The organism is Streptomyces sp. NBC_00341 (assembly GCF_041435055.1).
Taxonomy (GTDB): domain Bacteria; phylum Actinomycetota; class Actinomycetes; order Streptomycetales; family Streptomycetaceae; genus Streptomyces.
The window spans coordinates 5,801,978-5,823,420 of sequence record NZ_CP108002.1 but is presented as its reverse complement, the minus strand read 5'-3'; the positions used below and the strand labels follow the sequence as shown (position 1 = coordinate 5,823,420).

Annotated in this window: 17 protein-coding genes; 7 read left to right on the top strand and 10 right to left on the bottom strand. The window is 71.9% G+C overall.

Going from position 1 to position 21,443, the window contains the following annotated elements; translation table 11 throughout:
* Nucleotides 1-79: 79 nt before the first annotated feature.
* The 4 genes from OG892_RS26435 to OG892_RS26420 all read right to left on the bottom strand — a co-directional run bounded on the left by OG892_RS26435 (nt 80) and on the right by OG892_RS26420 (nt 3,912).
* Complete coding sequence (locus OG892_RS26435) at nt 80-484, bottom strand: (deoxy)nucleoside triphosphate pyrophosphohydrolase (RefSeq protein ID WP_328865551.1); 405 nt, start codon at nt 482-484, stop codon at nt 80-82.
* Nucleotides 485-614: 130 nt separating this feature from the next.
* Nucleotides 615-797: an SPOR domain-containing protein gene (locus OG892_RS26430; protein WP_371630458.1), complete on the bottom strand. Its 183-nt coding sequence runs from the start codon at nt 795-797 to the stop codon at nt 615-617.
* Between the two features lie 289 nt (nt 798-1,086).
* Nucleotides 1,087-2,862 (bottom strand): cytosine permease, encoded by a 1,776-nt coding sequence (locus tag OG892_RS26425; protein ID WP_371631689.1) that lies wholly within the window; start codon nt 2,860-2,862, stop codon nt 1,087-1,089.
* 297 nt (nt 2,863-3,159) lie between these two features.
* Nucleotides 3,160-3,912, bottom strand: a complete 753-nt coding sequence (locus OG892_RS26420) for a GntR family transcriptional regulator (RefSeq protein WP_371630457.1) — start codon at nt 3,910-3,912, stop codon at nt 3,160-3,162.
* Between the two features lie 197 nt (nt 3,913-4,109).
* Between OG892_RS26420 and OG892_RS26415 the strand changes: the two genes are divergently transcribed.
* The gene (locus OG892_RS26415) at nt 4,110-5,210 is read left to right on the top strand and encodes a threonine synthase (RefSeq protein WP_371630456.1); all 1,101 of its coding nucleotides are present in this window, start codon (nt 4,110-4,112) and stop codon (nt 5,208-5,210) included.
* A gap of 109 nt (nt 5,211-5,319) precedes the next feature.
* On the opposite strand, the gene OG892_RS26410 is transcribed toward OG892_RS26415, so the two are convergent.
* Entirely contained in the window at nt 5,320-5,973 is a 654-nt protein-coding gene (locus OG892_RS26410; protein ID WP_371631688.1) for a hypothetical protein, read from the bottom strand.
* Nucleotides 5,974-6,213: 240 nt separating this feature from the next.
* On the opposite strand from OG892_RS26410, the gene OG892_RS26405 reads away from it, so the two are divergent.
* Together OG892_RS26405 and OG892_RS26400 are read left to right on the top strand one after the other, a co-directional pair.
* Complete coding sequence (locus OG892_RS26405) at nt 6,214-8,883, top strand: discoidin domain-containing protein (RefSeq protein WP_371630455.1); 2,670 nt, start codon at nt 6,214-6,216, stop codon at nt 8,881-8,883.
* A 78-nt stretch (nt 8,884-8,961) separates the two neighbouring features.
* Nucleotides 8,962-9,852: an LLM class F420-dependent oxidoreductase gene (locus OG892_RS26400; protein WP_371630454.1), complete on the top strand. Its 891-nt coding sequence runs from the start codon at nt 8,962-8,964 to the stop codon at nt 9,850-9,852.
* A 23-nt stretch (nt 9,853-9,875) separates the two neighbouring features.
* Here the strand turns inward: OG892_RS26400 and OG892_RS26395 are convergent, their stop codons facing one another.
* From OG892_RS26395 to OG892_RS26385, 3 genes are all read right to left on the bottom strand, one after another.
* Entirely contained in the window at nt 9,876-11,501 is a 1,626-nt protein-coding gene (locus OG892_RS26395; RefSeq protein ID WP_371630453.1) for an FAD-binding oxidoreductase, read from the bottom strand.
* A gap of 249 nt (nt 11,502-11,750) precedes the next feature.
* On the bottom strand, nt 11,751-12,308 hold the full coding sequence (locus tag OG892_RS26390; protein ID WP_371630452.1) for an SRPBCC domain-containing protein: 558 nt from the start codon (nt 12,306-12,308) through the stop codon (nt 11,751-11,753).
* Nucleotides 12,305-12,625, bottom strand: a complete 321-nt coding sequence (locus tag OG892_RS26385) for a helix-turn-helix transcriptional regulator (protein ID WP_242436742.1) — start codon at nt 12,623-12,625, stop codon at nt 12,305-12,307. Before OG892_RS26385 ends, OG892_RS26390 begins: the two co-directional genes overlap by 4 nt.
* A gap of 177 nt (nt 12,626-12,802) precedes the next feature.
* On the opposite strand from OG892_RS26385, the gene OG892_RS26380 reads away from it, so the two are divergent.
* Nucleotides 12,803-13,699, top strand: a complete 897-nt coding sequence (locus OG892_RS26380) for a LysR family transcriptional regulator (RefSeq protein WP_371630451.1) — start codon at nt 12,803-12,805, stop codon at nt 13,697-13,699.
* 113 nt (nt 13,700-13,812) lie between these two features.
* Here OG892_RS26380 and OG892_RS26375 read toward each other — a convergent pair whose 3' ends face one another.
* On the bottom strand, nt 13,813-14,565 hold the full coding sequence (locus tag OG892_RS26375) for an SDR family oxidoreductase (RefSeq protein WP_073736670.1): 753 nt from the start codon (nt 14,563-14,565) through the stop codon (nt 13,813-13,815).
* Nucleotides 14,566-14,838: 273 nt separating this feature from the next.
* Complete coding sequence (locus OG892_RS26370; protein WP_073736812.1) at nt 14,839-15,834, bottom strand: aldo/keto reductase; 996 nt, start codon at nt 15,832-15,834, stop codon at nt 14,839-14,841.
* 144 nt (nt 15,835-15,978) lie between these two features.
* Between OG892_RS26370 and OG892_RS26365 the strand changes: the two genes are divergently transcribed.
* The 3 genes from OG892_RS26365 (at nt 15,979) to OG892_RS26355 (ending at nt 21,442) form a co-directional block, all read left to right on the top strand.
* Nucleotides 15,979-16,839, top strand: coding sequence for a helix-turn-helix transcriptional regulator (locus OG892_RS26365; protein WP_371630450.1), 861 nt, complete (start codon nt 15,979-15,981; stop codon nt 16,837-16,839).
* Between the two features lie 234 nt (nt 16,840-17,073).
* Nucleotides 17,074-18,057 (top strand): hypothetical protein, encoded by a 984-nt coding sequence (locus OG892_RS26360; protein WP_371630449.1) that lies wholly within the window; start codon nt 17,074-17,076, stop codon nt 18,055-18,057.
* Nucleotides 18,047-21,442: a CHAT domain-containing protein gene (locus OG892_RS26355; protein WP_371630448.1), complete on the top strand. Its 3,396-nt coding sequence runs from the start codon at nt 18,047-18,049 to the stop codon at nt 21,440-21,442. Before OG892_RS26360 ends, OG892_RS26355 begins: the two co-directional genes overlap by 11 nt.
* The last annotated feature ends 1 nt before the right edge of the window (nt 21,443 follow it).

Here is a 21,443-nt window from a genome sequence, read left to right as displayed (position 1 = left end):
AGGCCATGCGCACGAACGGGTGTGCATGGAAAGAAAGGGCGCACGCTCTGCGGTGCGCGCCGCAGCGCAAACACCCCGCTCAGTGGTGTGCGCCGTCAGCCAGTCGCCGTACGACTTCGGCCACCGCGGGCCGGTCCTGCTCCAGCCAGTCGACCGAGTCGCCCTCATCGGGGCCGAGCCAGCGCAGCTCGTCGTGATCCTGCAGCGGCGCGGGCACGCCGGACACCAGACGGGCCGTCCACACCCGGAGCACGTAGCCGGGCTTGAGCGGCCACTGGCCGGGGACGCGCTCCAGCGGTTCCGCCTCGATGCCGAGCTCCTCGCGGAGTTCGCGCACGAGTGCCTGCTCACCGCTCTCACCCGGCTCCACCTTGCCGCCGGGCAGTTCCCATCGGCCGGCCAGCTCGGGCGGGGCACTACGCCGCGCGGCGAGCAGCCGCCCCCGGTCGAACACGGCCCCGGCCACCACTACGCGATCACTCATGTCCCGGAGCGTAATACCCGGCCGGCCGGCTCCGGAGGGCGTGGCACGTGCGCCAGTTCGCGGCACCTCAGGCACCCGCATCCGGCCCGCCACCGCCGACGGGTCGGCTCGACGACCGGAACGGCGCGCGCTACGGCCGCGCGGCCTGCCCGGCCCGCTCCACCCAGTAGAGCTGCTTGTGGCCGCGGACATCGAGTTTGTCGGCGGTCCGCTGGGCCTCGTCCTGCGTGGCGTACCTGCCCACGCGGTAGCGGTTGCCGTTGTCGTCCTGCCGTATCACCAGCCAAGGGAGCGCGGCACCGCTGTCGCTCATCGTGCCCCTCCCGAGCATTGCGCCCCTCCCCTGAACGGCGTGCATGTTTCTAAGGATCCCCAGGAAACCGCAGTACGCATATGCCCGAGCGTACGCCTGACCTTCACACAACGAATACGGAATTGCACAAAGAGATACCGATCCGGCCAGGTGTGGACCAAGCGCCAGGGGGCGCAGTCAACTGGCCGCGCCCCCTGGCCGGTTCTAACCGAACCGCTCCGACCCGCCCTCAGCTGCCCGGAGTGGGGCGGACGGGCCCGGAAGGCGGTCGGAGGGCGGCCGGAGCGGCCTATACCCGGCTCGCGTTCGCCGCCGCGCCCTCCCCCGCTCCGTCGCGCAGTACGGGCATCGGCATGAGGACCGGGCCGTTGGCCGGTTCCTTGCGGCAGACGTCCCCGCATTCCGCGTCCAACGAGCAGCACAGCGAGCAGATCGGGCCGGACTGCACGGGACAGTCCGCGATGTCCGGGAGCTCGTAGGCCGTTTCGCAGACCGAGCAGGTGTGGGTGGCGGTGATGTCCGCGACCTCGACTCCCGGACCGTTCACCGGATTGGGCCGGGCCAGGTAGTACTTGCCCCTGGTCGCCCAGGCGATCAGCGGACAGAGGGTCAGCGAGAGGCCGGCCGCGATGAAGGTGGAGAAGGCCTCCGCGTACGTACCGAACAGTCCGAAGAAGGCGAGGATCGAGACGGTCGAGGCGATCAGCATCGCGCCGAATCCCGCCGGGTTCACCGCGTACAGGTAGGCCCGCTTGAACTCGATGTACGGAGGGCTCAGCCCGATGCGCTTGTTGATGACCAGGTCGGCGGCGACCGCCGCGATCCACGCGATGCCGACGTTCGAGTAGAAGCCCAGCAGCTTGTTGAGGGCGGCGAACATGTTCATCTCCATCAGCGTCAGCGCGATGACGAGATTGAGGAAGATGTACCAGACCCGGCCGGGGTGACGGTGGGTGATCCGGGAGAAGAAGTTCGACCAGGACAGCGAGCCGCTGTAGGCGTTGGTCACGTTGATCTTGATCTGCGACACGATCACGAAGAGCGCGGCGGCGGGCAGGGCGAACGAGCCGAGCCAGGGCTTCAGTGCCTCGATCTGCGGGGCGATCGGCTCCAGCGCGTGCGTCTTGCCGACCGCTTCGAGTGCGACGAAGGCGAGCAGCGCACCGCCGAGCTGCTTGGCCGCGCCGATGATCACCCAGCCGGGACCGGCGGCGAGGACCGCGATGTTCCAGCGGCGCTTGTTGGCCTCCGTCTTCGCCGGCATGAAGCGCAGGTAGTCGGCCTGCTCACCGATCTGGGCGATGAGCGAGAGCGCGACGCCCGTGCCGAGCCCGAACCCGATCCAGGAGAATCCCGAACCCGCGCCTTCCGTACCGCCGAAGGAGCCGAACGCGCCCCAGGCGCCCGGCGCCTCGAAGGCGAGGACGACGAACGGCAGCACCATGCCGATGATCCAGATCGGCTGGGTCCAGGCCTGGACCTTGGCGAGGGCTCCCATCCCCCGGAAGACGATCGGGATGACGATCAGGGTGGTGATCAGATAGCCCGCCTGGACCGGCAGGCCGATGGCCTGATGCATGGCCTGCGCCATGATCGAGCCTTCGAGGGCGAAGAAGATGAAGGTGAAGGACGCGTAGATCAGCGAGGTCAGCGTCGAACCGAAGTAGCCGAATCCGGCGCCCCGGGTGACCAGGTCCATGTCCAGGCCGTATTTCGCGCAGGCTCGGGCGATGGGGATGCCGGTGAGGAAGATGATCGTCGCCGCCGCCATGATCGAGGCGAACCCACTGGTGAAGCCGTAGGTGAAGACGATCGAGGCGCCGATGGCGAAGTCGGCCAGATAGGCGATCCCGCCGAGCGCGGTGCCCGCGACCACACCCGGCGACCAGCGCCGGAACGAGTGCGGTGCGTAGCGGAGGGAGTAGTCCTCACGGCTCTCGTCGGCGGCGAGCTTGGCGTAACTGCGCCTGGGCGGCGTGGTGGATCTGGCTCCGTCTCCCGGGGCCCCCGGAGCGACGTCCGGGCCCCCCGGCGCGCCATCCGGAGCGCCCGGCGCGGCTTCCAAGGCGCCCGGCGCGGCAGCCAAGGCTTCCGGGGCGCCATCCGGGGCTCCTGGGGCGGCAGCCGTCTCAGGACCCCCGGCCGTCTGGGGTATGGCTGTGTCCGTCATCGGTGACTTCCCGTTCGTCAGTCCGGTGTGCGGGTTCGAACGGGAAGTTAGGAGCAGGACATGACAAGCCATCACGGGAGACGATTGCCCGGCTGTTACGGGACCTGCGCGGACGTTAACTTGTCGTCACGGACGCCGGACGGGTTCCACCGGCTATCGGTCACCCAGCAGGACGGCCCTTCCGGTGGCCGGTCACCGGACAGGCAGGTGGTAGGCGATCCGATAGCGATCGGCCGGCACCACCACGTCGGCAGTCTCGACCGGCCGCCCCGACGCGTAGTACGTGCGCTCGATCACCATCACGACATGTCCCGGCACACCGCCGAGCGCCAGGAGCTCCTCCGCCAGCCCCGGGCGCGCGCCGACCTGCTCGGCCACGTTGTCCACGACCACATCAATGGCGGCCATCCGCTCGACCACCCCGCAGCCGCCCAGCGGACCCTCTTCCGGCAGCATCACGGGCGTGCGCCCCGTGACAGCGAGGGTCTCCCAGGAGGTCGAGAGCATCATCGGCTCGCCCGACTCCCGGAACACGTAGCGCGTCCGCATCACCCGGTCGCCGGGCTCGATCCCGAGCCGCTCGGCGATCTCCGGACTCGCCCCCTCCTGTTCGCTCCGTGACTCCCAGGTCCCCCGCGCCCCCTCGGCCGTCTGCTCCTGCCGGAACGGACTGGCACCGGTCTCGGAGCGGAAGCCGGAACGGGCGATCCGGCGCGGGACCGAGCGCTCGCGCACATACGTGCCGGAGCCGGATCGGCCCTCGACCAGCCCCTCGGCCATCAGCACTTTGCGCGCTTCCAGCGCGACGGTGTCCGAGACCCCGTACTCCTCACGGATCCGCGCCTGGGACGGCAGGCGCGTATGCGGCGGCAGCGAACCGCTGACGATCTTCTCTCTCAGATCGCTCGCAACGCGCAGATAGGCGGGCTGCTCACCGAAAGTCACAGGCCACTCCCCAAGAGGTTGACAGACTGCAACAGCGTCGCAACCGTCGGTTCGGCACCGCAAGCGCAGGCCAGAGATTCACTCGAAGTGATGATTCGTGATCGACGTGCGCATACCCGGCAGCCGCCCGGCGACGCACCGAACCAGCCCCCTGAGTCGCTGACTTCCCCGCGCGCCCTCCTGAGATGCTGACTGCCATGGCCACCTCTTACCTCTGCCCGCAGGACGGAACCCGTGCCGACGTCTCCTCGCTGACTTGGTGCTGCCCGGTCTGCCGCGGCCCCTGGGACCTCGACTTCGAGATCGCGACCGCCATACGTGCCGGTGCGCTGCTCGGACGGGTCAACTCGCTCTGGCGCTACGAGGAGGTGCTGCCGCTCGCCGCGCCCACCACCACTCTCGGTGAGGGCCGGACCCCGCTCGTGCCGCTCACCGGTACGGTCTCGGCCAAACTCGACTTCCTCATGCCGACGCTCTCCTTCAAGGACAGAGGCGCGGTGATGCTCTCCGAACTGGCCCGGAGCCTCTCTCCCGCGCGCGTCGTGGCGGACAGCAGCGGCAACGCGGGCACCGCCGTCGCGGCCTACTGCGCCCGCGCCGGGCTGCCGTGCACGGTGTACGTCCCCGAGGGCACGTCCCCGAAGAAGACCGAGCAGATCCGGGCCCACGGAGCCCGGCTGGAAATCGTCCCCGGGGACCGCGAGGCCACTGCCCTGGCCGCCCGAGCCGCCGCCGACGCACCCGGCACCTTCTACGCCTCGCACGTGTTCAACCCGTATTTCCTGCACGGCACGAAGACGTACGTGTACGAGCTGTGGGAGGACCTCGGCGGCAGGCTCCCCGACGCGATCGCCGTACCGGTCGGCAACGGCACCCTGCTCCTCGGCGCGGCCCTGGCCATCACGGAGCTCCTCGACCAGGGCCTGATCAACACCCGCCCGGCCCTGATCGCCGTACAGGCCGAGGCCGTCTCCCCGCTGGCCGAGGCCTTCCGCGCCGGGGCGGAAGATCTCCTCGACGGTCCGGCCGGCGCCCTCTCCCCCACCCTCGCCGAAGGCATCGCCATCCCGCGTCCCCCGCGCGCCCGGGCGATCCTCGCGGCGGTGCGCGAATCCGGCGGCACCTTCCTGACCGTGACCGAGGACCAGATCCGCGACGCCCAACTGGATCTGGCCGCCCGCGGCTTCTACGTGGAGACGACCGGGGTCGCGTGCTGGGCCGCGGTCGGCGGCTGGAAGGACCGCAGCGTCGTCGTACCGCTGTGCGGCGCGGGCCTCAAGACGGGCCTCGCGGCCTGATCCGGACCTCATCCGGACCTGATCCAACCGAGAGGGCTGAGCCAGGGGCCTACGCCCGCCACACAGACGCACAGACCGACAGACCGACAGAGCAACAGACCGACAGACCCTAGCCGTGCAGCCAGATCCGCAGCGGGCCGACCGGCTCGAAGCCGTGCCGAAGGGCGGCCTCCAGGTCGTCGCCGTGTTCGTAGCCGACCACAGGCGCCGCCGGGAACAGCGAGTGCACCGCTTCCAGCACGACCGGCCAGGCCGTGTCGGGACCGCCGTTCAGCGCGAAGACGTTCGACACCCCGACCACCTGGTCGCTCCGGCTCGCCACCGCTCCGGCGGTCACTGTTCCGTCGGGGGACCTTCCGGCGAGCACGAACGTGGCCGGGTCATCGAGCAGTCCGGGCCGGAAGATGTCCGCGTTGCCATTCCCGTCGTCCCAGGCGTGCGCCCAGGCGCGCAGCTTGTCCCGGGTTCCGGCCACCTCCCAGTCGAGGTCCGACGCGGTGGCGGGGGCACGTGCCGGACGGTGGATCCACTGGCCCTCGAACAGCACCTGGAATCCCGCCTCCACCAGGTCGAGGTCGGCGAGGTCGGCAAAGCTGTCCTTGACCGAGGCCCCGGGCGTCGAAGTGTCGATCCCGGTCGTCACCGCTGACACCTCGGTGCCCGGCACCAGCGTGACCGCGTCGGGGTAGTAGAGCGGCGTACGAGCCGGGGCCGTCCAGACCTGCGCCCCGAACGTGCTCGCCAAGCCGTGCGACCGGCTCATCGCGGCACACCATTCGGCGTTGTTGCGGGCGGCGGCGCGGGCCAGAAGCTGTTTCGTCTTCACAGGCGCGGATCGTGGAACATCCGGCGCCGGGTGTCCAACGGTTTTCCGCTGACCACGGGACGGAACCCGGCCGCGGGCACCCCTGCCCATTGCCGTATCAGCCGTATCAGCCCCTATCAGCCGTTCACCCGCGCGCCGTGCGTCGATGTGCCGTGCCCGTTTCCTTACGTTCGTACCGTGCGCACCTCGCGAATTTCCCTCCTCACGTCACTGGTCGCCTGCGCCCTGATCTCGCCCCTGCCGCCCGTCGCCTACGCCTCGCACCCGACCGCGCGCCCCCCAGCCGCCGGCCCCGCTGCCGGACCCGGCCCCGCCGCGCATCCCGCCTGCGGCCGCGACACCGACCCCGCCTGGGCGCCGACGTCCACCACGTTCGGCGAGGCCAAGGGCTACGACCCCTACGTGGGCAACGGATACCTGGGCCACCGGGTGCCCGCCGCGGGCGCCGGATACGCGGAGCCGGGCGAGAAGACCGGCTGGCCGCTGTATACCCCGCGCTACGACGGGGCCTTCGTCGCCGGGCTCTTCGGCCGGGACGAGGACCTGGCCGCCGGACGCGAAGTGGCCGCCGCACTGCCGAGCTGGACCAACCTCGATGTGCGTGTGGGCGACGAGACGTACGGCTCCGCCACTCCGGCGGGCCGGATCTCCCGGTACCGCCAGACGGTGTTCCTGCGCTGCGGGCTGGTGCGTACGTCGCTGCGCTGGACGACCTCCGACGGCCGCGCGACCGACCTGACGTACGAGGTGCTGGCCGACCGCGCCTCCGTGCACACCGGCGCCGTCCGGCTCCGCATGACCCCGCACTGGAGCGGCACGGCGACGGTCACCGGCCGGCTCGACCCGCGCGGCGCGCGCCGGATCGCGCTCGACGACGACGGGACGTTCCGGACCCGGGGCACCGGAACGGCGGGCGCGATCGTGCAGACGATGCGCCGGGGCTCCGGCGTCACGGGCCGAACCACCGGCACCACGCCCCCGGTCGCCGGTCACGCGGCTCCGTCCCGGGTGAGCGTCGGGCGCACGTACACGTTCGAGAAGTACGTCGGGGTCGACACCGCGCTGACCTCGCGCGCGCCGCGCACCACCGCCCGCGAGGCCTCCCGGCGCGGGGCGCGGCTCGGCTGGTCCGCGGTCCTCGCGGAGAACGCCGCCGTCTGGCGCCGGGACTGGTCCGCGGACGTGTCCGTACCCGGCAGCCCCGACCTCCAGAAATGGCTCCGCTCCGCGCAGTACGGGCTCCTCGCCGCCACCCGCACCGGTTCCCGCGACAGCATCGCCCCGGCCGGGCTGACCAGCGACAACTACGCGGGCATGGTGTTCTGGGACGCCGAGACCTGGATGTACCCCGGGCTGCTCGCCACCCGTCCCGAGCTGGCCCGTTCGGTGGTCGAGTACCGCTACCGCACCCGCGGCCAGGCCCGTACCAACGCCGAGAAGCTGGGGTTCAAGGGGCTGTTCTACCCCTGGACGAGCGCGAGCAAGGGCAACCTCTGGTCGGAGTGCCAGAGCTGGAACCCGCCGCACTGCGTCACGCAGAACCATCTCCAGGGCGATGTCTCCCTGGCCGTCTGGCAGTACTACCTGGCCACCGGTGACCGCGACTGGCTGGCCGGCCACGGCTGGCAACTGCTGCGGGGCATCGCGGACTTCTGGGCCTCGCGCGCCACCGCGAACGATGACGGCAGTTACTCCGTGAAGGAGGTGGCGGGCCCGGACGAGTACAGCAACGGCGTCACGGACGGGGTGTTCACCAACGCCGTCGCCGCCACCGCCCTGCGCAACGCCACCCGCGCGGCCGGGCTCCTCGGCCACCCCGCCCCGGCCGAGTGGGCCAGGGTCGCGGACGGTCTGCGCATTCCGTACGACCCGGAGCGCAAGCTCTTCCTCCAGTACGCGGGCTACGACGGCTCGACGATCAAACAGGCCGACACCGTGCTGCTCGTCTACCCGCTGGAGTGGCCGATGGAGCCGGGTGCGGCGGCCGCCACGCTCGACTACTACGCGGCCCGCACCGATCCCGACGGCCCGGCGATGACGGATTCGGTCCACGCCATCGACGCGGCCGCGATCGGGGAGCCGGGCTGTGCGACGTACACCTACCTCCAGCGTGCCGTGCGCCCGTTTACGCGCGGTCCGTACGCCCTCTTCAGTGAGGCGCGGGGCGCGAAAGCGGGCGCGCAGGACCCCCTGTCGGGATTTCCGGCCGAGGACTTCCTCACCGGCAAGGGCGGCTTCCTCCAGGTGTTCACGCACGGGCTGACGGGGCTGCGGCTGCGCGAGGACGGGGTCCGGCTGGACCCGATGCTGCCGCCACAACTGCGCGAGGGGGTCACGCTGACGGGGCTGCGCTATCAGGGCCGTACGTACGACATCGCGATCGGTCCCCGGACCACGCAGGTCCGGCTGACCTCGGGCGCCCCGTTCACCCTCCACACGCCAGCCGGACCGCGTCTCCTGTCCACCGCGCTCACCCTGCCGACCCGCCGCCCCGACCTCGCCCCGAGCACGGACGCGTCCCGCTGCCGCCCGGCGACGGCCACCTCCGAGTCCCCCGGCCTGTACGCGGCGGCGGCGGTGGACGGCAGCACGGCCACGGCCTGGTCCCCGGACGGAGCGACGGGCACGCTGACCGTGGACCTGGGCCGGACCGGCGCGGTGGCGGCGTTCGCGCCGGAGTGGACGGACGTGCGCCCCGCCTCGTACCGGCTGGAGACCTCGGCGGACGGGCGGCGCTGGGAGCCGTTCCGGGCGGGGGCCGTCGCCCGCGAGGTGCGGGTGACGGTCCGCTCCGCGGATGCGGGCGAGCCCACGGGCGTACGGGAACTGAGGGTCACCCAACCGTAGCGGGGCCGGTATCGCGTGCACATGGATGAATCCCGGCCCGGCCGGGAATAGCGGCCGCTGGTGCCTGTTGGCCACAGCATGACTTCTGAGACGCGTGAGGCATTCGGACGGATCGGCATCTGGAGCGGCGCCCTGCACGGGTCGCGGGCGGACGACGCGGGGAAGCGAGCGATCGCGGAAGCCGTCGCGGAGCTCGAGGAGCTGGGGTACGGGACGCTCTGGATCGGCGGCAGTCCGTCACCGGAGGACGCGGCCGCGGTCGTCGACGCCACCAGCAAGGCCACCGTCGCCACCGGCATCCTGAGCATCTGGGACCACACGGCGCAGGACGTGGCGGCCCGGATCGCGTCGATCGACGAGAAGGCGCGCGGGCGGTTCGTCCTCGGCCTGGGCGTCAGCCACGGCCCGATGGTGCCGCAGTACGCGAAGCCGTACAGCGCGATGGTCGCCTACCTCGACGCGCTGGACGCCGCCGCCCCGTCCGTGGACTCCGGACACCGGGTCCTGGCGGCGCTCGGCCCGAAGATGCTGAAGCTCGCGGCCGACAGGGCGCTGGGCGCGCACCCCTACCTCGTCACCGCCGAGCACACGGCGGAGGCGCGCGAGGCTCTCGGCCCGGACGCGTTGCTCGCCCCGGAGCTGTCCGTCGTGCTCGACACCGATGCCGACCGGGCCCGCACCACCGCCCGGAACATGCTGGGGATGTACCTCCAGCTGCCCAACTACACCGACAACCTGCTGCGCCTGGGGTTCGCGGAGAGCGACTTCGCGGACGGCGGCAGCGTCCGCCTGCTCGGCGCCCTCTTCGCCCTGGGGGACGCCGGGCAGGTGAAGGCGCGGGCGCAGCAGTACCTCGACGCAGGCGCCGACCACGTCGCCCTCCAGGTGCTCACCGCCGGAGAGGGCGGCGCGGGCCTGCCGAGGGCCCAGTGGCGTGAACTGGCCGAGGCCTTCGGCGAGGAGCTGTAGCCGGTCGCGGGGCTGTCCGCCCGTCAGCGTCCGGACGGGCGGACAGCCAGCGCGTGATGGAACACGTTGAGCGGGTCCCAGCGTGACTTCACCCGCTGGAGCCGGGGGTAGTCGTCCTTGTAGTAGAGGGTGTGCCAGGGAACTCCGGAGGTGTTCCAGGCGGGATCGGCCAGGTCGACATCGGGGTAGTTGATGTAGGACCCGTCGCTGATCCTGTCGGGCACGGGTACGCCTCCGGTGTCCCGGTACACGTCCCGGTAGAAGTCGCGGACCCAGGCGAGGCTGGCCGCGTCGTCGGACTCGTCGGCCCAGACCGTGTGGAAGTCGGCCTTCATGACCGAATCGCGCTGGGCCACCGCGGTCTCTCCGGGCCGGACCGTGTTGACCTGGCCTCCGTACCCGAACAGCTCCAGGCCGCCGGCCGGGGTCCCGGTGGAGTTCGTCAAGTGCCGGTAGACCGCGGCGAGCTGAGGTCCTGCCAGTGAGCGGCGCAGGCAGGCGGCCTTGATCTTGTACCGCCGGGTGATCACATCACCGGCCTCGCCCGCGCCCGGCCAGGTGACCGGGTGCAGCCACGGCATGGTCCGCCGGGCGTCGACCGTCGGTTCGGCCCCGGTTCCGGCGGTCACGGCGGACACGAAATCCGTCACCAGCCCGTCCGCACCCAGGACGTCCGCGTCGATCTGGACGATCATGCGGAAGCTGCCCGCGCTGCGGTGCGCCGCCTGGAGGATCGCGTAGAGGTTCGCCTCCGGGGTGCCGGCCGCGCTGTTCCGCTCGTGCCAGCGACCGAAGTTGCTCAGCAGTGTGGTGAACGCCTTCTCGGTCATCCGCTCGTCCCAGTCCCAGGCCACCACGCATTCCAGCAGCCTGGCGGGGGCGCGTGGCAGCAGCCGGGAGGGATCGGTGCCGGTGGCGTCCGGTGCACGAAGCCAGTACTTGGTGACGACCCCGAAGTTGCCGCCTCCGCCGCCCGTGTGCGCCCACCAGAGGTCGCGGTGCGGATCGTCCGGTTCGCGGGTGGCGACGACGGTGCGGACGGTGCCCCGGCTGTCGACGACCACCACCTCCACGCCGTAGAGGTGGTCCACGACGGATCCGTACCGGCGTGAGAGCGGCCCGTACCCGCCTCCGCAGAAGTGCCCGCCCGCGCCGACCTCCGGGCAGCCTCCTCCGGGTACCGTCACGCCCCATCGCGTGAAGAGGGTCCGGTAGACGTGGCCCAGGGTCGCTCCTGGCCCGACCTCGAACGCGCCCCGTTCCTCGTCGTGGACGACCGCGTTCATGGGCGAGAGGTCCAGCAGCAGGCGTACGTCCGGGTCCGCGGTGAAGCCCTCGAAGCAGTGGCCTCCGCTGCGCACCGCGAGCCGGCGCCCGGACCGTACGGCTTCCGACACGGCCCGCACGACCTGTTCCGTGGAGCCCGCCACCTGGATCTCGTCCGGCCGCCCCTGGAAGCGCCAGTTGTCGCCGCGCAGGAGGCTGCCGTATCGGGGGTCCGTCGGCCGGACCGAGACGGCCCCCGGCGTTCTGCCCGGCCGGCGCTCCGCCGCGGCGGCCGGCGCGATGGCGCGGCCGGTCGCCAGAGCCGTTACGGTGCCGCCGGCCGCGAGTGCCCCGGCGGCGGCGAACAGCCCGCGCCGGTTCACTCGCGCGTCCGCCGGTGGGTTGTCCGAATCAGGCGAACTCGCCGGACCGGTCGAACTCACTGGATCCGTCGAACTCGCTGGATCGGTCGAACTCGCTGGATCCGTCTGTGGTTCTTCGTCTGAATTCATTCCGTTCACTACACACGGAGCAGGCGTGATCACCCATGCGATCGTGCGCAGCGGCAGGCGGGTTCACCCGATTCGTGGCGCGGTAAGCCACTTGCCGTACTGCCGCGTACCGCCGTGCTCTCAGCTCCCGGCGGGAGGACCCTGTTGGGGGCCGAGGGCCGGTTCGAACGCGGCGGTGTAGCGGTCGAAGTGCCCCTTCCAGGCGTCGGTGGCGATGGATTCACCGGCGAGGTGGCCGAGGCAGATCTGCCAGCCGGCCGCGTTGCGGGCAGCGATGTCCGGGGGCGTCTCATCGGTGAACACCAGGCGGGTGCGACCGCCCGGCTCCGTTGTCAGGTGGAAGCGGAGGGTCTCCTCTCCCCAGGTGTAGGCGAGGACGCGGGGCGCCTCCGCTTCCAGGACGACGCCGGTGAGGGTCATGTCGGTCCCCGGGAACGGGAAGCTGATCCTGGCGCCGGGCTCCCAGGCGTCGGTGACGACCTCGCACGGAAACCAGGCCCTGAGCTCCTCGCGGTCGGTGATCGCGCGCCAGACCGCCTCGGGAGGCTTGGCCAGGACCCGCTCGAAGCGCAGGACCGGCCGCTCGCCACCCGTACTCACCGTGGCGTCGGCGGTGTTGGTGGAGTTGGTGTTGGTGGCTGGGTTGTTCCGGCCTGCCGGGTCTGCGGAATTGCTCATGATGCTCCTTCCTCCAGATGCCGGTCCAGACGGTCCAGGCTCACGCTCCACAGCCTGCGGTAGGAGGCGAGCCACGCATCGAGCTCGGCCAACGGCTCCGGGCGTATCCGGTACAGCCGCCGCTGAGCATCGGCCCTGGCCTCGACCAGCCCGGCATCGCGCAGAGTGCGCAGATGCTTGGAGACGGCCGGCTGCGTCAGCCCCAGCTCGTCGACCAGCTCACCGACGGGCCGCTCACCATCCTTGAGGAGGTCGAGAATGCGCCGGCGATTGGGCTCGGCGAGCACTGCGATGACGTCACTTGCCGGGGTACTCACCAGACCAATATACGACCTCAGCTATATGCCTGCAACAGCATATGCGTGATGCGGCGCAGGGCCTCCGACCCCAGCCCGCCCCGGAAGGCGCTCACTTACGATGACAGCGACGACGACACGACAACACGACGACGACGGTGTGGACTTCCGGTCCACCGCGGGGAGGAACGGCTACCGATGAGCCTTCGCCAGTTCGAGTACGCCCTGGCCGTCGCGGAGGAGGGCTCGGTGACGGCGGCGGCGGAGCTGCTGCACGTCGCCCAGCCGTCGGTGTCCCAGCAGATCCGCGGCCTGGAGCGGGACCTCGGCGTGCAGCTGTTCTCCCGTACGCCGACCGGGCTGGTGCCCACCGCGGTCGGCCGCGCGTTCCTGCGGGAGGCCGAGGTCGCCGTGAGCGCGTCGCGGCGGGCGAGGGCGACGGCGCGGGCCGGGGCCGAAGAGCTGGCCGGCGAGCTGACGGTCGCGGCGCAGCTGGGCTTCGGCACACGGCAGCTCCCCGGCGCCCTGGGCACGCTGCGCCGCCGCTTCCCCCGGCTGGAGATCACCGTCTTCGAGGAGCCGAGCTCCGCCGAGCTGGAGCAGCTGTGCCGTCGGGGCGTGCTGGACCTCGCCCTGATGGCGGCGTGCGAGCGGAGCCCGGCCGACGCCCACCGCCTCGGGGACGAGGAGTTCGTCGTGGTGCTGGGCGCCGGACACCCGCAGCTCGCCTCGGACCGGGTCGACCTGCGCGATCTGGAGGGCGAGCCGTGGGTGAGGTTCGACCGCGACAGCGCGCTGGACGCCGTCCTGCAGAACGTGCTGCGGGAGGCCGGCCCGGCCCCGATCACGGCCGCCCGTGTGTCGCAGACGGCGACGGCCGTGCGCTGGGCCGCACAGGGGCTGGGCCCGACGCTCGTCCCGGCCTCCGCCGTGCCCCACGGTCACGAGCACCTCGTCCGCCCGGTGTTCCCGGTCGTGACCCAGCCCGTCATCGCCGTCCTCAGGCAGAACGCGGGGCCTGCCGAGACGGCCCTGCTCGGCCTTCTGCGGCAGGAGACCTGGTCCGATTCCGCCTCCTTCGCCAGATCTGCCTAATCCCCATCAACATCCCATCGATATCCCCATCGGCATCCCCATCGGCCTGAAATAGCATTTCGGAGTCGCCGTTCGGACACCCGCATTCCGGAACCGGAATCAATCCCCCGGCTTCAGCCCCTGGGGAATTCTCCGCCGTCGACAATAAGATTGCTCGCCGTCAGCCACTTCGCCCGGTCGGACAGCAGGAACAGCACCGCGTCCGCGATGTCCTCGGGCAGCCCGTCGCGCCCCAGCGGCGCGGTGTCGGCGGCGTTGGTCGGGGCGGGTGCGCCGCCCATGCGCGCGGACACCTCCGCCCACTGCTCGCGGGTCGCTTCGCCGCCAGGGGTGGCGGTCCTGCCGGGGGACACGGTGTTGACCCGGATGCCGAACGGCGCCAGCTCCACGGCCAGGCCCTTGCTGTAGTTCTCCAGCGCCGCCTTCGCCGCCGTGTAGTGCAGGAACGGACCCACCGGGGTGAGGACCGCCGCCGAGGAGACGTGCACGATCCGCCCCGAACGCCGCTCCCGCATCCCCGGCACCAGCAGCGCGTCCAGCCGCACCGACGCCAGGTAGTTCAGGTCCAGCGCGTCCTGCCACTCCTCGTCGGGGATGGCCAGGGCGCCCTCGTGAGGCCGCGCCCCGCCCGCGTTGTGAACCAGGATGTCTACCCCGCCGAGCATCTCCCGCGCGGTCGCGGCGAGCGCCTCCGCCCCTGCCCGGGTCCGTACATCGGCGGCCACGAAGGAGGCGCCGTCCGGCACCGTGCCCGTCGCGGACCTGGCGGTCGTCAGGACCTCGGCGCCCGCGTCCAGAAGCCGGCGTACGACGGCCGCTCCGATACCGCGAGAACCTCCCGTGACCAGCGCACGCTTCCCCGCCAATTCCGGCGTCCCCGACCCGTTCCCCGATCCGTTCCCCGACCCGTCTCCCGGTCCGTTCCCGAATTCGTTCCCGGTTCCATTCTCGACTGTGGTCATGCCACCGGCCCTCTCGATCGTGTGTGAGTCAGCTCAACGAAAAGGGGTGTACACCTCGTCGCGCTGATTCACCGTACGACCGGAATGGAATGCGGGACAAAGACGAAAAAGCAGCAGGAGGTATAGAGAATTCCTATGCCGCGTCCGGCACCTCGCGTGCGCCGGCTCGCCGCCCGTTCAGTTACCCGCGCCGAGGCCGGACATGAAGGCGGACGGATACCGGTCTCCGCGTGCAGCGCCGAGCGGCACCGCCTTCTCGATCTCGGCGAGGTCGTCGCCGGTGAGGTTCACCTCCAGCGCGGGCAGCGCCTCGGCCAGCCGCTCACGGGTGCGCGCACCCACCAGCGGCACGATGTCCTCACCCTGAGCGGCCACCCACGCGATGGCCAGCTGTGCGACAGTGCACCCCTTCGCAGCTGCCACCCGGCGCAGCGCCTCCACGAGGGCGAGGTTGTGATCCACGTTGTCCGCGGAGAACCGCGGACTGTGCCCGCGCGCATCGCCGGAGTCGGTGGCGCGGCCGGCCGACCAGTGCCCGGAGATCAGGCCCCGGCTCAGCACTCCGTACGCGGTCATCCCGATGCCCAGCTCCCGAAGCGTGGGCAGGATCTCGGCCTCCACCGCGCGGGAGATCAGGGAGTACTCGATCTGCAGGTCAGCGACCGGCTGGACGGCGTGCGCCCGGCGGATCGTCGCCGCATCGACCTCGGAGAGGCCCAGGTGGCGTACGTAGCCGGCGTCGATCATCTCCTTGATCGCGCCCACCGTCTCCTCGATCGGCACGTCCGGGTCCAGCCGGGCCGGCCGGTAGATGTCGATGTGGTCGACGCCGAGCCGGGTCAGCGAGTAGGCCAGGAAGTTCTTGACCGCCTCGGGGCGGCCGTCCGTCCCGCCGAACGCCGGGCCCGGCCCGCGCAGCATGCCGAACTTGACGCTCAGCCGGTAGCTGTCCCGGTCCCGGCCGCGCAGGGCCTCGGCGAGCAGCAGTTCGTTGTGGCCCATGGCGTAGAAGTCGCCCGTGTCGATCAGCGTCACACCGGCGTCCAGCGCGGCGTGCACCGTGGCGATGCTCTCCGTACGGTCGGCCGCGCCGTACGCATCGGACATGCCCATGGCTCCCAGGCCGAGGGCGGAAACGGTCGGGCCGGTGTGGCCCAGGGTTCGCGTCTGCATCACGGTCTCCTTCGTCATCACGGTCTCCTTCGTCGTCGGTACTCCTTCCACTGTGGGCGGGATCGGGCGGGTGCGGGAGAGGAGCGTTCATCCAGGGAGCGCCGCTCCCTGGATGCACCGCCGTCCGGGCGCGACCATGGAGGTATGCAACGTGAACAGCTCGCCGACTTCCTGCGCCGCCGCCGCGAGTCGATCCGTCCCGAGGAAGCGGGCGTCACCGCGGGCCCCCGCCGCCGCACCAGCGGCCTGCGCCGGGAGGAGGTGGCGATGCTCGCGGGCATGTCGACGGATTACGTCGTACGCCTGGAACAGGGCCGCAGCAGTCAGCCATCGGCCCAGCTCCTGGGCGCCCTGGCGCGTGCGCTGCGACTGTCGGAGGACGAGCGCGACCACCTGTTCCACCTGGCCGGTCACCAGCCGCCGCCCGCCGACGGGGTCGCCCGGCTGGCCCGCGCCGGGCTGATGCGCATGATCGATCTGCTCGGCGACACCCCCGCCGCGGTCCTGTCCGACCTGGGCGAGATCCTCGCTCAGAACCGGACGGCCGCCCTGCTCACGGGCGACCACGTCGATTTCTCCGGCGACCGCCGCTACGCCGTCTACCGCTGGTTCACCGATCCGGCCGCGCGGGCCGGCGCCCCGGCCGAGGAATGGGAGCGCCATGCCCGCCAGTTCGTGGCGGACCTGCGCGCGGTGGCCGGCCGCCGCTCCGGCGACCCGACGGTCACCGGTCTGGTCGAGCGCCTGCAGGCCGCGAGTGACGAGTTCGGCCGGCTGTGGGCCGCGCACGAGGTGTCGGTCAGGCGCGCCGACCGCAAGACCATCCTGCACCCGCGGGTGGGACCCATGCTCATGGACTGCGAGACCCTGCTCACCCCCGATCAGCGCCAGCAGCTGCTGGTTCTCACCCCTGCGGACCCCGAGAGCCGCGAGCGGCTGGACCTGCTGAGGGTGCTGGGCACCCAGTCGTTCCCCACGGAGCACACCGGCCCGTCCGCACGGTGAACCGCGCCCGCACTCGCCCGCAAGGTGACCCGCACCCGTAACCGTCCGCACATCCGGATCGCGCACGTAACCGTCCGCATATCCGGACCGCGCACGTACTCGTCCGCACATCCGGAGCCCCGCACGGCTGTGCGATCGAGTGCGTGATCGTCAACACCCAGGCATTTCATGGCCACTTGCCCGCTATCACCGGGCACGGGAGGATGGCCGCCGGTACTGACGGGGGTGGCGGACGTGCGCGATGCGGCGACGGTGCTGGGCTGGGAAGCTCCCTTCGACGCGGAGGAACTGCCGCGGAGGTGGGTCCGGCGGCTGCCGGTGCCCCAGGCGTCGTTGCGGGAGCGGATACGCGCACTGGAGCCGTTCTTCAAGGCCGCGAGGCGGGGTCCGGTGCACCAGCATCTGCTGGGGATCGCGATGCTCCGGGCCGGGCACGCCTTCGCGGCGACCTCGTCGCTGCTCTCGGCGCTCGGCGCGGATCCCCGACGGCGTGGCGCATGGGTGGACGCGGCCTGCGCGTACGCGGCCGTGGAGCGGCCGGAGATGGCGATGTGGCTGCTGGCCCACGTGGTGCCCGGGTTCAGCACGGTCGGCCCCAACGCCTCGCCGTATCCGGCGGATTCGCGACGCTCCGCAGAAGCCGACAACCGGCTGATCGCGTTGCGCGAACTGCACCGGCAACGTACCGACGAGCTGCGCTTCCTCGGGCTGCGCACGGCGGCGGACGAGGAGATTCGCGGACGGCTCGGTGAGGAACCGCTGGGCGCCGAGCGGCTGTTGCTGCACACCGCGGCGCTGATCTCCCTCGGAGAGGCGCAGGACGCGCTCCAGCCCTTCGATCGGGCGGCGGCGCTGCTGGAGCAGGACGCACCGGTGGTGGGGGCGGCGTTGGAGCAGCTGGCACGGATCCGCGTCGCGGCCGGTCCGGCGCGGGAGCGGGACGAGGTGCTGGCGCGTCTGCGTCGGACCGCACCCCAGTCGATGGTGCTGGCGCGACTGCATCAACCGACGCTCCCGGAGCGGAACATGCACGAGCAGGAGGCCAGGTTCGAGGCCCTGCTGCTGGACACGGAGGTGGAGCGAGGGCAGCAGAGCCTGCGTGACCCGCTGGAGCAGCTGCGGTTGCGCGCCCGCGCCTCCGAGCATCCTGAACCGTATCGGGAGGCCTTGGCCCGGCACGGCGGCCAGGGACGGAACGGGGGGCACCATGGCGGATGACGAGGACCTGGAGGCGCGGCCTCTGCAGATCGCGCTGCGGACCCTGTCGGCGCCCACGTACGACGAGGTACTCGACCAGTTCGCGGCGATGCCGCCCGGCGGGCACGCCGAGGCGGCGGCGTTCCTGCGGCAGCACGCGGAGACGGTCGGCTCCCACGGACACGAACGCGTACAAGGGCCGATGGCCGAGCTCGCGCTGTTCCTCGCAGAGCGCTGCGAGGCCCTGGGGGCGCGGACGCCCACCGCCGCCAGGGAGCCGGACGGCTCCGGCGGCAGCGGCGAGGGATTCCCCCGGCTGCTGAGCCGTGCCTGCGCGGCCGAGGGGGTGCTGGGCGCCTACCGGGTGCTGGCGGGGCACCGTGCACAGTTTCCGGACGAGCCGGTGCGGGCCGCGGTGCGGCTGCTGGCGGAGTGGGGCGCGGACCGGACCCGCAACGCCCACGCCATCGCCGCGCTGGGTCTGCTCACAGAGGACGGTCCGAGCCAGGTGACGGCCCGTGCCGACTGGGCGAACCACCTGCTGCACGAGGGACGGCACCGCAGGGCGCTCTACCACGCGGCTCGCGCGCTCTCGCTGCAGCATGCGGTGGGCGACGCGCATTCGCTGGTGAACACCTACCTGCAACTGGCCTCTGTGCATCTCACGATGGGCGATCTGCCGCACCGGGCCGAGGTGCTGACGCAGGCGGCCGCATCCGTCGACAGGGAGGGGACGGTCTCCGCCGTCGAGGAGGCGGCGGTGCGCTTCCAGCTCGCGAACACCCTCATCTCGCTGCACCGCTACCGGGAGGCCGTGCCCCCGCTGGAGCGCGCGGAGGCACTGGCGGCGCGTCCCGAGAACGACTCGGACGGGGCGTTCATGCCCTCGCGCTGGGATCTCCTCAGCTGCCGGGCCCAGGTGGCGGAGGCGCTCGGTGCGCTGGGAGCGGCCGCCGATGCCTATCGCGCCCTGCTGGAGCTGCCCGAGATGTCGACGCGGGCCGCGCCGCGCGCGTCGACGCTGTACGGCCTGGTCTCCTGCCTGCGGCGCACCCACCGCCAGTGGGAGGCGTTCGAACTCCTCAGCGACGAGCTGGAACGGGCCGAACAGCAGGGCGCGGGATATCTGAACCTGGTGTCGCTGCGCTGCACCCTGGCCGCACTGCTGTTCTCCGGCACCGACCCGCGTCTCCCCCGCGACCTGCTCTCGCTGGAGACTCAGCTGACGCAGGGCCTCTTCGACTCGGCGGGCTCGACCTACCCGTGCTTCGGCGAGCTGCTCGTCACGATGGGCGACCTGGACCTGTCGGAGGGCCACGAAGCCGGCGCGGCCGAGTGCTACCGCTACGCCCTGTACGTCTCCGGGGACACCGAGGACGCCCGGCAACCCGAGCACCTTCCCGAGCGGATTCGCGAACGCATGCCGCTCTCGCAGCTGCTGCCGCTGGGCGGTCCTTCCGATCCGATCGCTTTCGCCCTCTCCAAGCTGCGCAAGCGCATGCTGCGTCTCTTCCCCGAGGGGGCGCACGATTTGCCGGACACGCGCCTGCTGGCCCTGCAACGGCTGTGCGGCGTCGAGCGCGATCCGGCGCGGCGGGCACGGATGGCGGACCGGCTCGCGGCGGGGCTGCGCCGCGCGCAGGAGCGGAACGTCTCCCGTACGTTGCAGGACCTGGCGGTGCCGGTGTGCGAGGCGGTCGCGGAGGTACGCGGTCCGCAGGTCGCGGTGGAGCTGCTGGAGGAGGTCCTCGCCTTCCACGATGCGCGGGGCCGGCTCCCGGACCCGGCCCTGCCGCTGGGCCTGGCCCGGCTGCTGGCGCGGGTGCCGGGCGGGCACCGGCGGGCCTTCGAGGTGCTGTGGCACCACCGCGGTCTGCGGCTGCGCGCACGGGAGTCGCATCCGCTGCTCCAGGACGCGGACCAGGCCGCGGGTCTGGTGCTCCCGCTGTACGAGGCGCTGCTGTCCCTGCTGTTCGAGTACGGCGACGACCTGCCGCTGCCCGACAGCCGGCCGCCCGAGCTGCTGGCCTTCGACCTGCACGAGGAGGCGAAGGCCCGCGGCATGGCCGACGACCTGGTGCGGATGCCCCTGGCCAAGCCGTCGCAAGTACCGCAGCGGCTGTGGGACGCGGAGCAGGAACTGCTGCACACGCAAAGGCAGCTGGCGGGCGGGGAGCGCCCGGACCGGGCCTGGTCCTGGCGCGAGTGCGCGCGGGCGCTCACTCCGCTCTACGAGGCGCTGGAGCCGTTCGCGCCGGAGTACGTACGGCTGCGCCGGGCACAACCGGCCCGGTTCGAGGAGGCGTTGAGGCTGCTGGACGAGGCGGCTCCGGCGGAGGGCATGGTGCTGGCCTCGTACTTCACCGGCGAGTCCGAGACCTTCTGCTTCGTGCTGGCGTCCGGCGAGAACGCGCTGCGGTGGCACCGCATCGCGGTGGGTCGCGCCCAGCTGCACAGCGCCGCGGAGAAGATCCGTCTCACGGTCGACGGCGACCGCTCCGCCTTCCCCGCCGTCCCGCCGATCAAGCCGCGGCGGCCGGTCCCGCTGCCGTTGGAGGGGCTGGCGGAGCTGCTGCTGCCGTTCCAGGAGCTGCTGGCGGACCGCGGGCTGCTGTGTGTGGCGCCGCACGGGCCGCTGTCCGTGCTGCCGCTCGGTGCGCTGCGGCTGCCGGACGGGCGGTACTGCGTGGAGCAGGCGGCCCTGGTGTACACCCCGAGCATCTCGGGCCTGGCCGCTCTGCGCGCCGCGCGACGGACCGGCTCGGGGACCGCGCTGTGCGTGCGGGTCGCCGCGGAGGAGGACCTTCGGGGCGGAGGCAGCGGCTTCGAGGACGAATCGCTCCCGGCCGGTGCCGGCTGGCGGCTGTCCTCGCTCACCGGACCGGAGGCCACCCCGCAGGAGGTCCTCGCCCGCATCGAGCAGGCCGACCTCGCCTACATCGCCTGCCACGGACACCAGGACCGCAGCGACCCCGAGAACTCCGCCCTGCTGCTCTCCGACGGCACGGAGCGCCCCAGCCGGCACGCCGATCCTGCCTCGCGGCGGGCCAGGCGGACCTTCCTGCGGGCCCGCGATCTGGCCGGCTCACGCACCCCGTCCCACGTGGTGCTGCGCGCCTGCTCGGTCGGCTGGCACGAGCCGGACCACCCCGGCGAGGACTTCACGGGCCTCCCCCGCGCCCTGCTGCGCGGCGGCACCCGCACGGTCCTCGCCCCCATCTGGCAGGTCGACGGCACCAGCTCCGCCGCCCTGCTCGACGAGGTGACCGGTGCGGTGATGCGCGGACGCCCGATGTGGCGCGCCCTGTGGGACGCCCAGCGGCGCATGCTCGCGGATGCCGACCACGCCTACCTGTCCCACCCCTACCACTGGGCGGCGTTCGTCCCGCTCGGGGACTGGAGCTGAC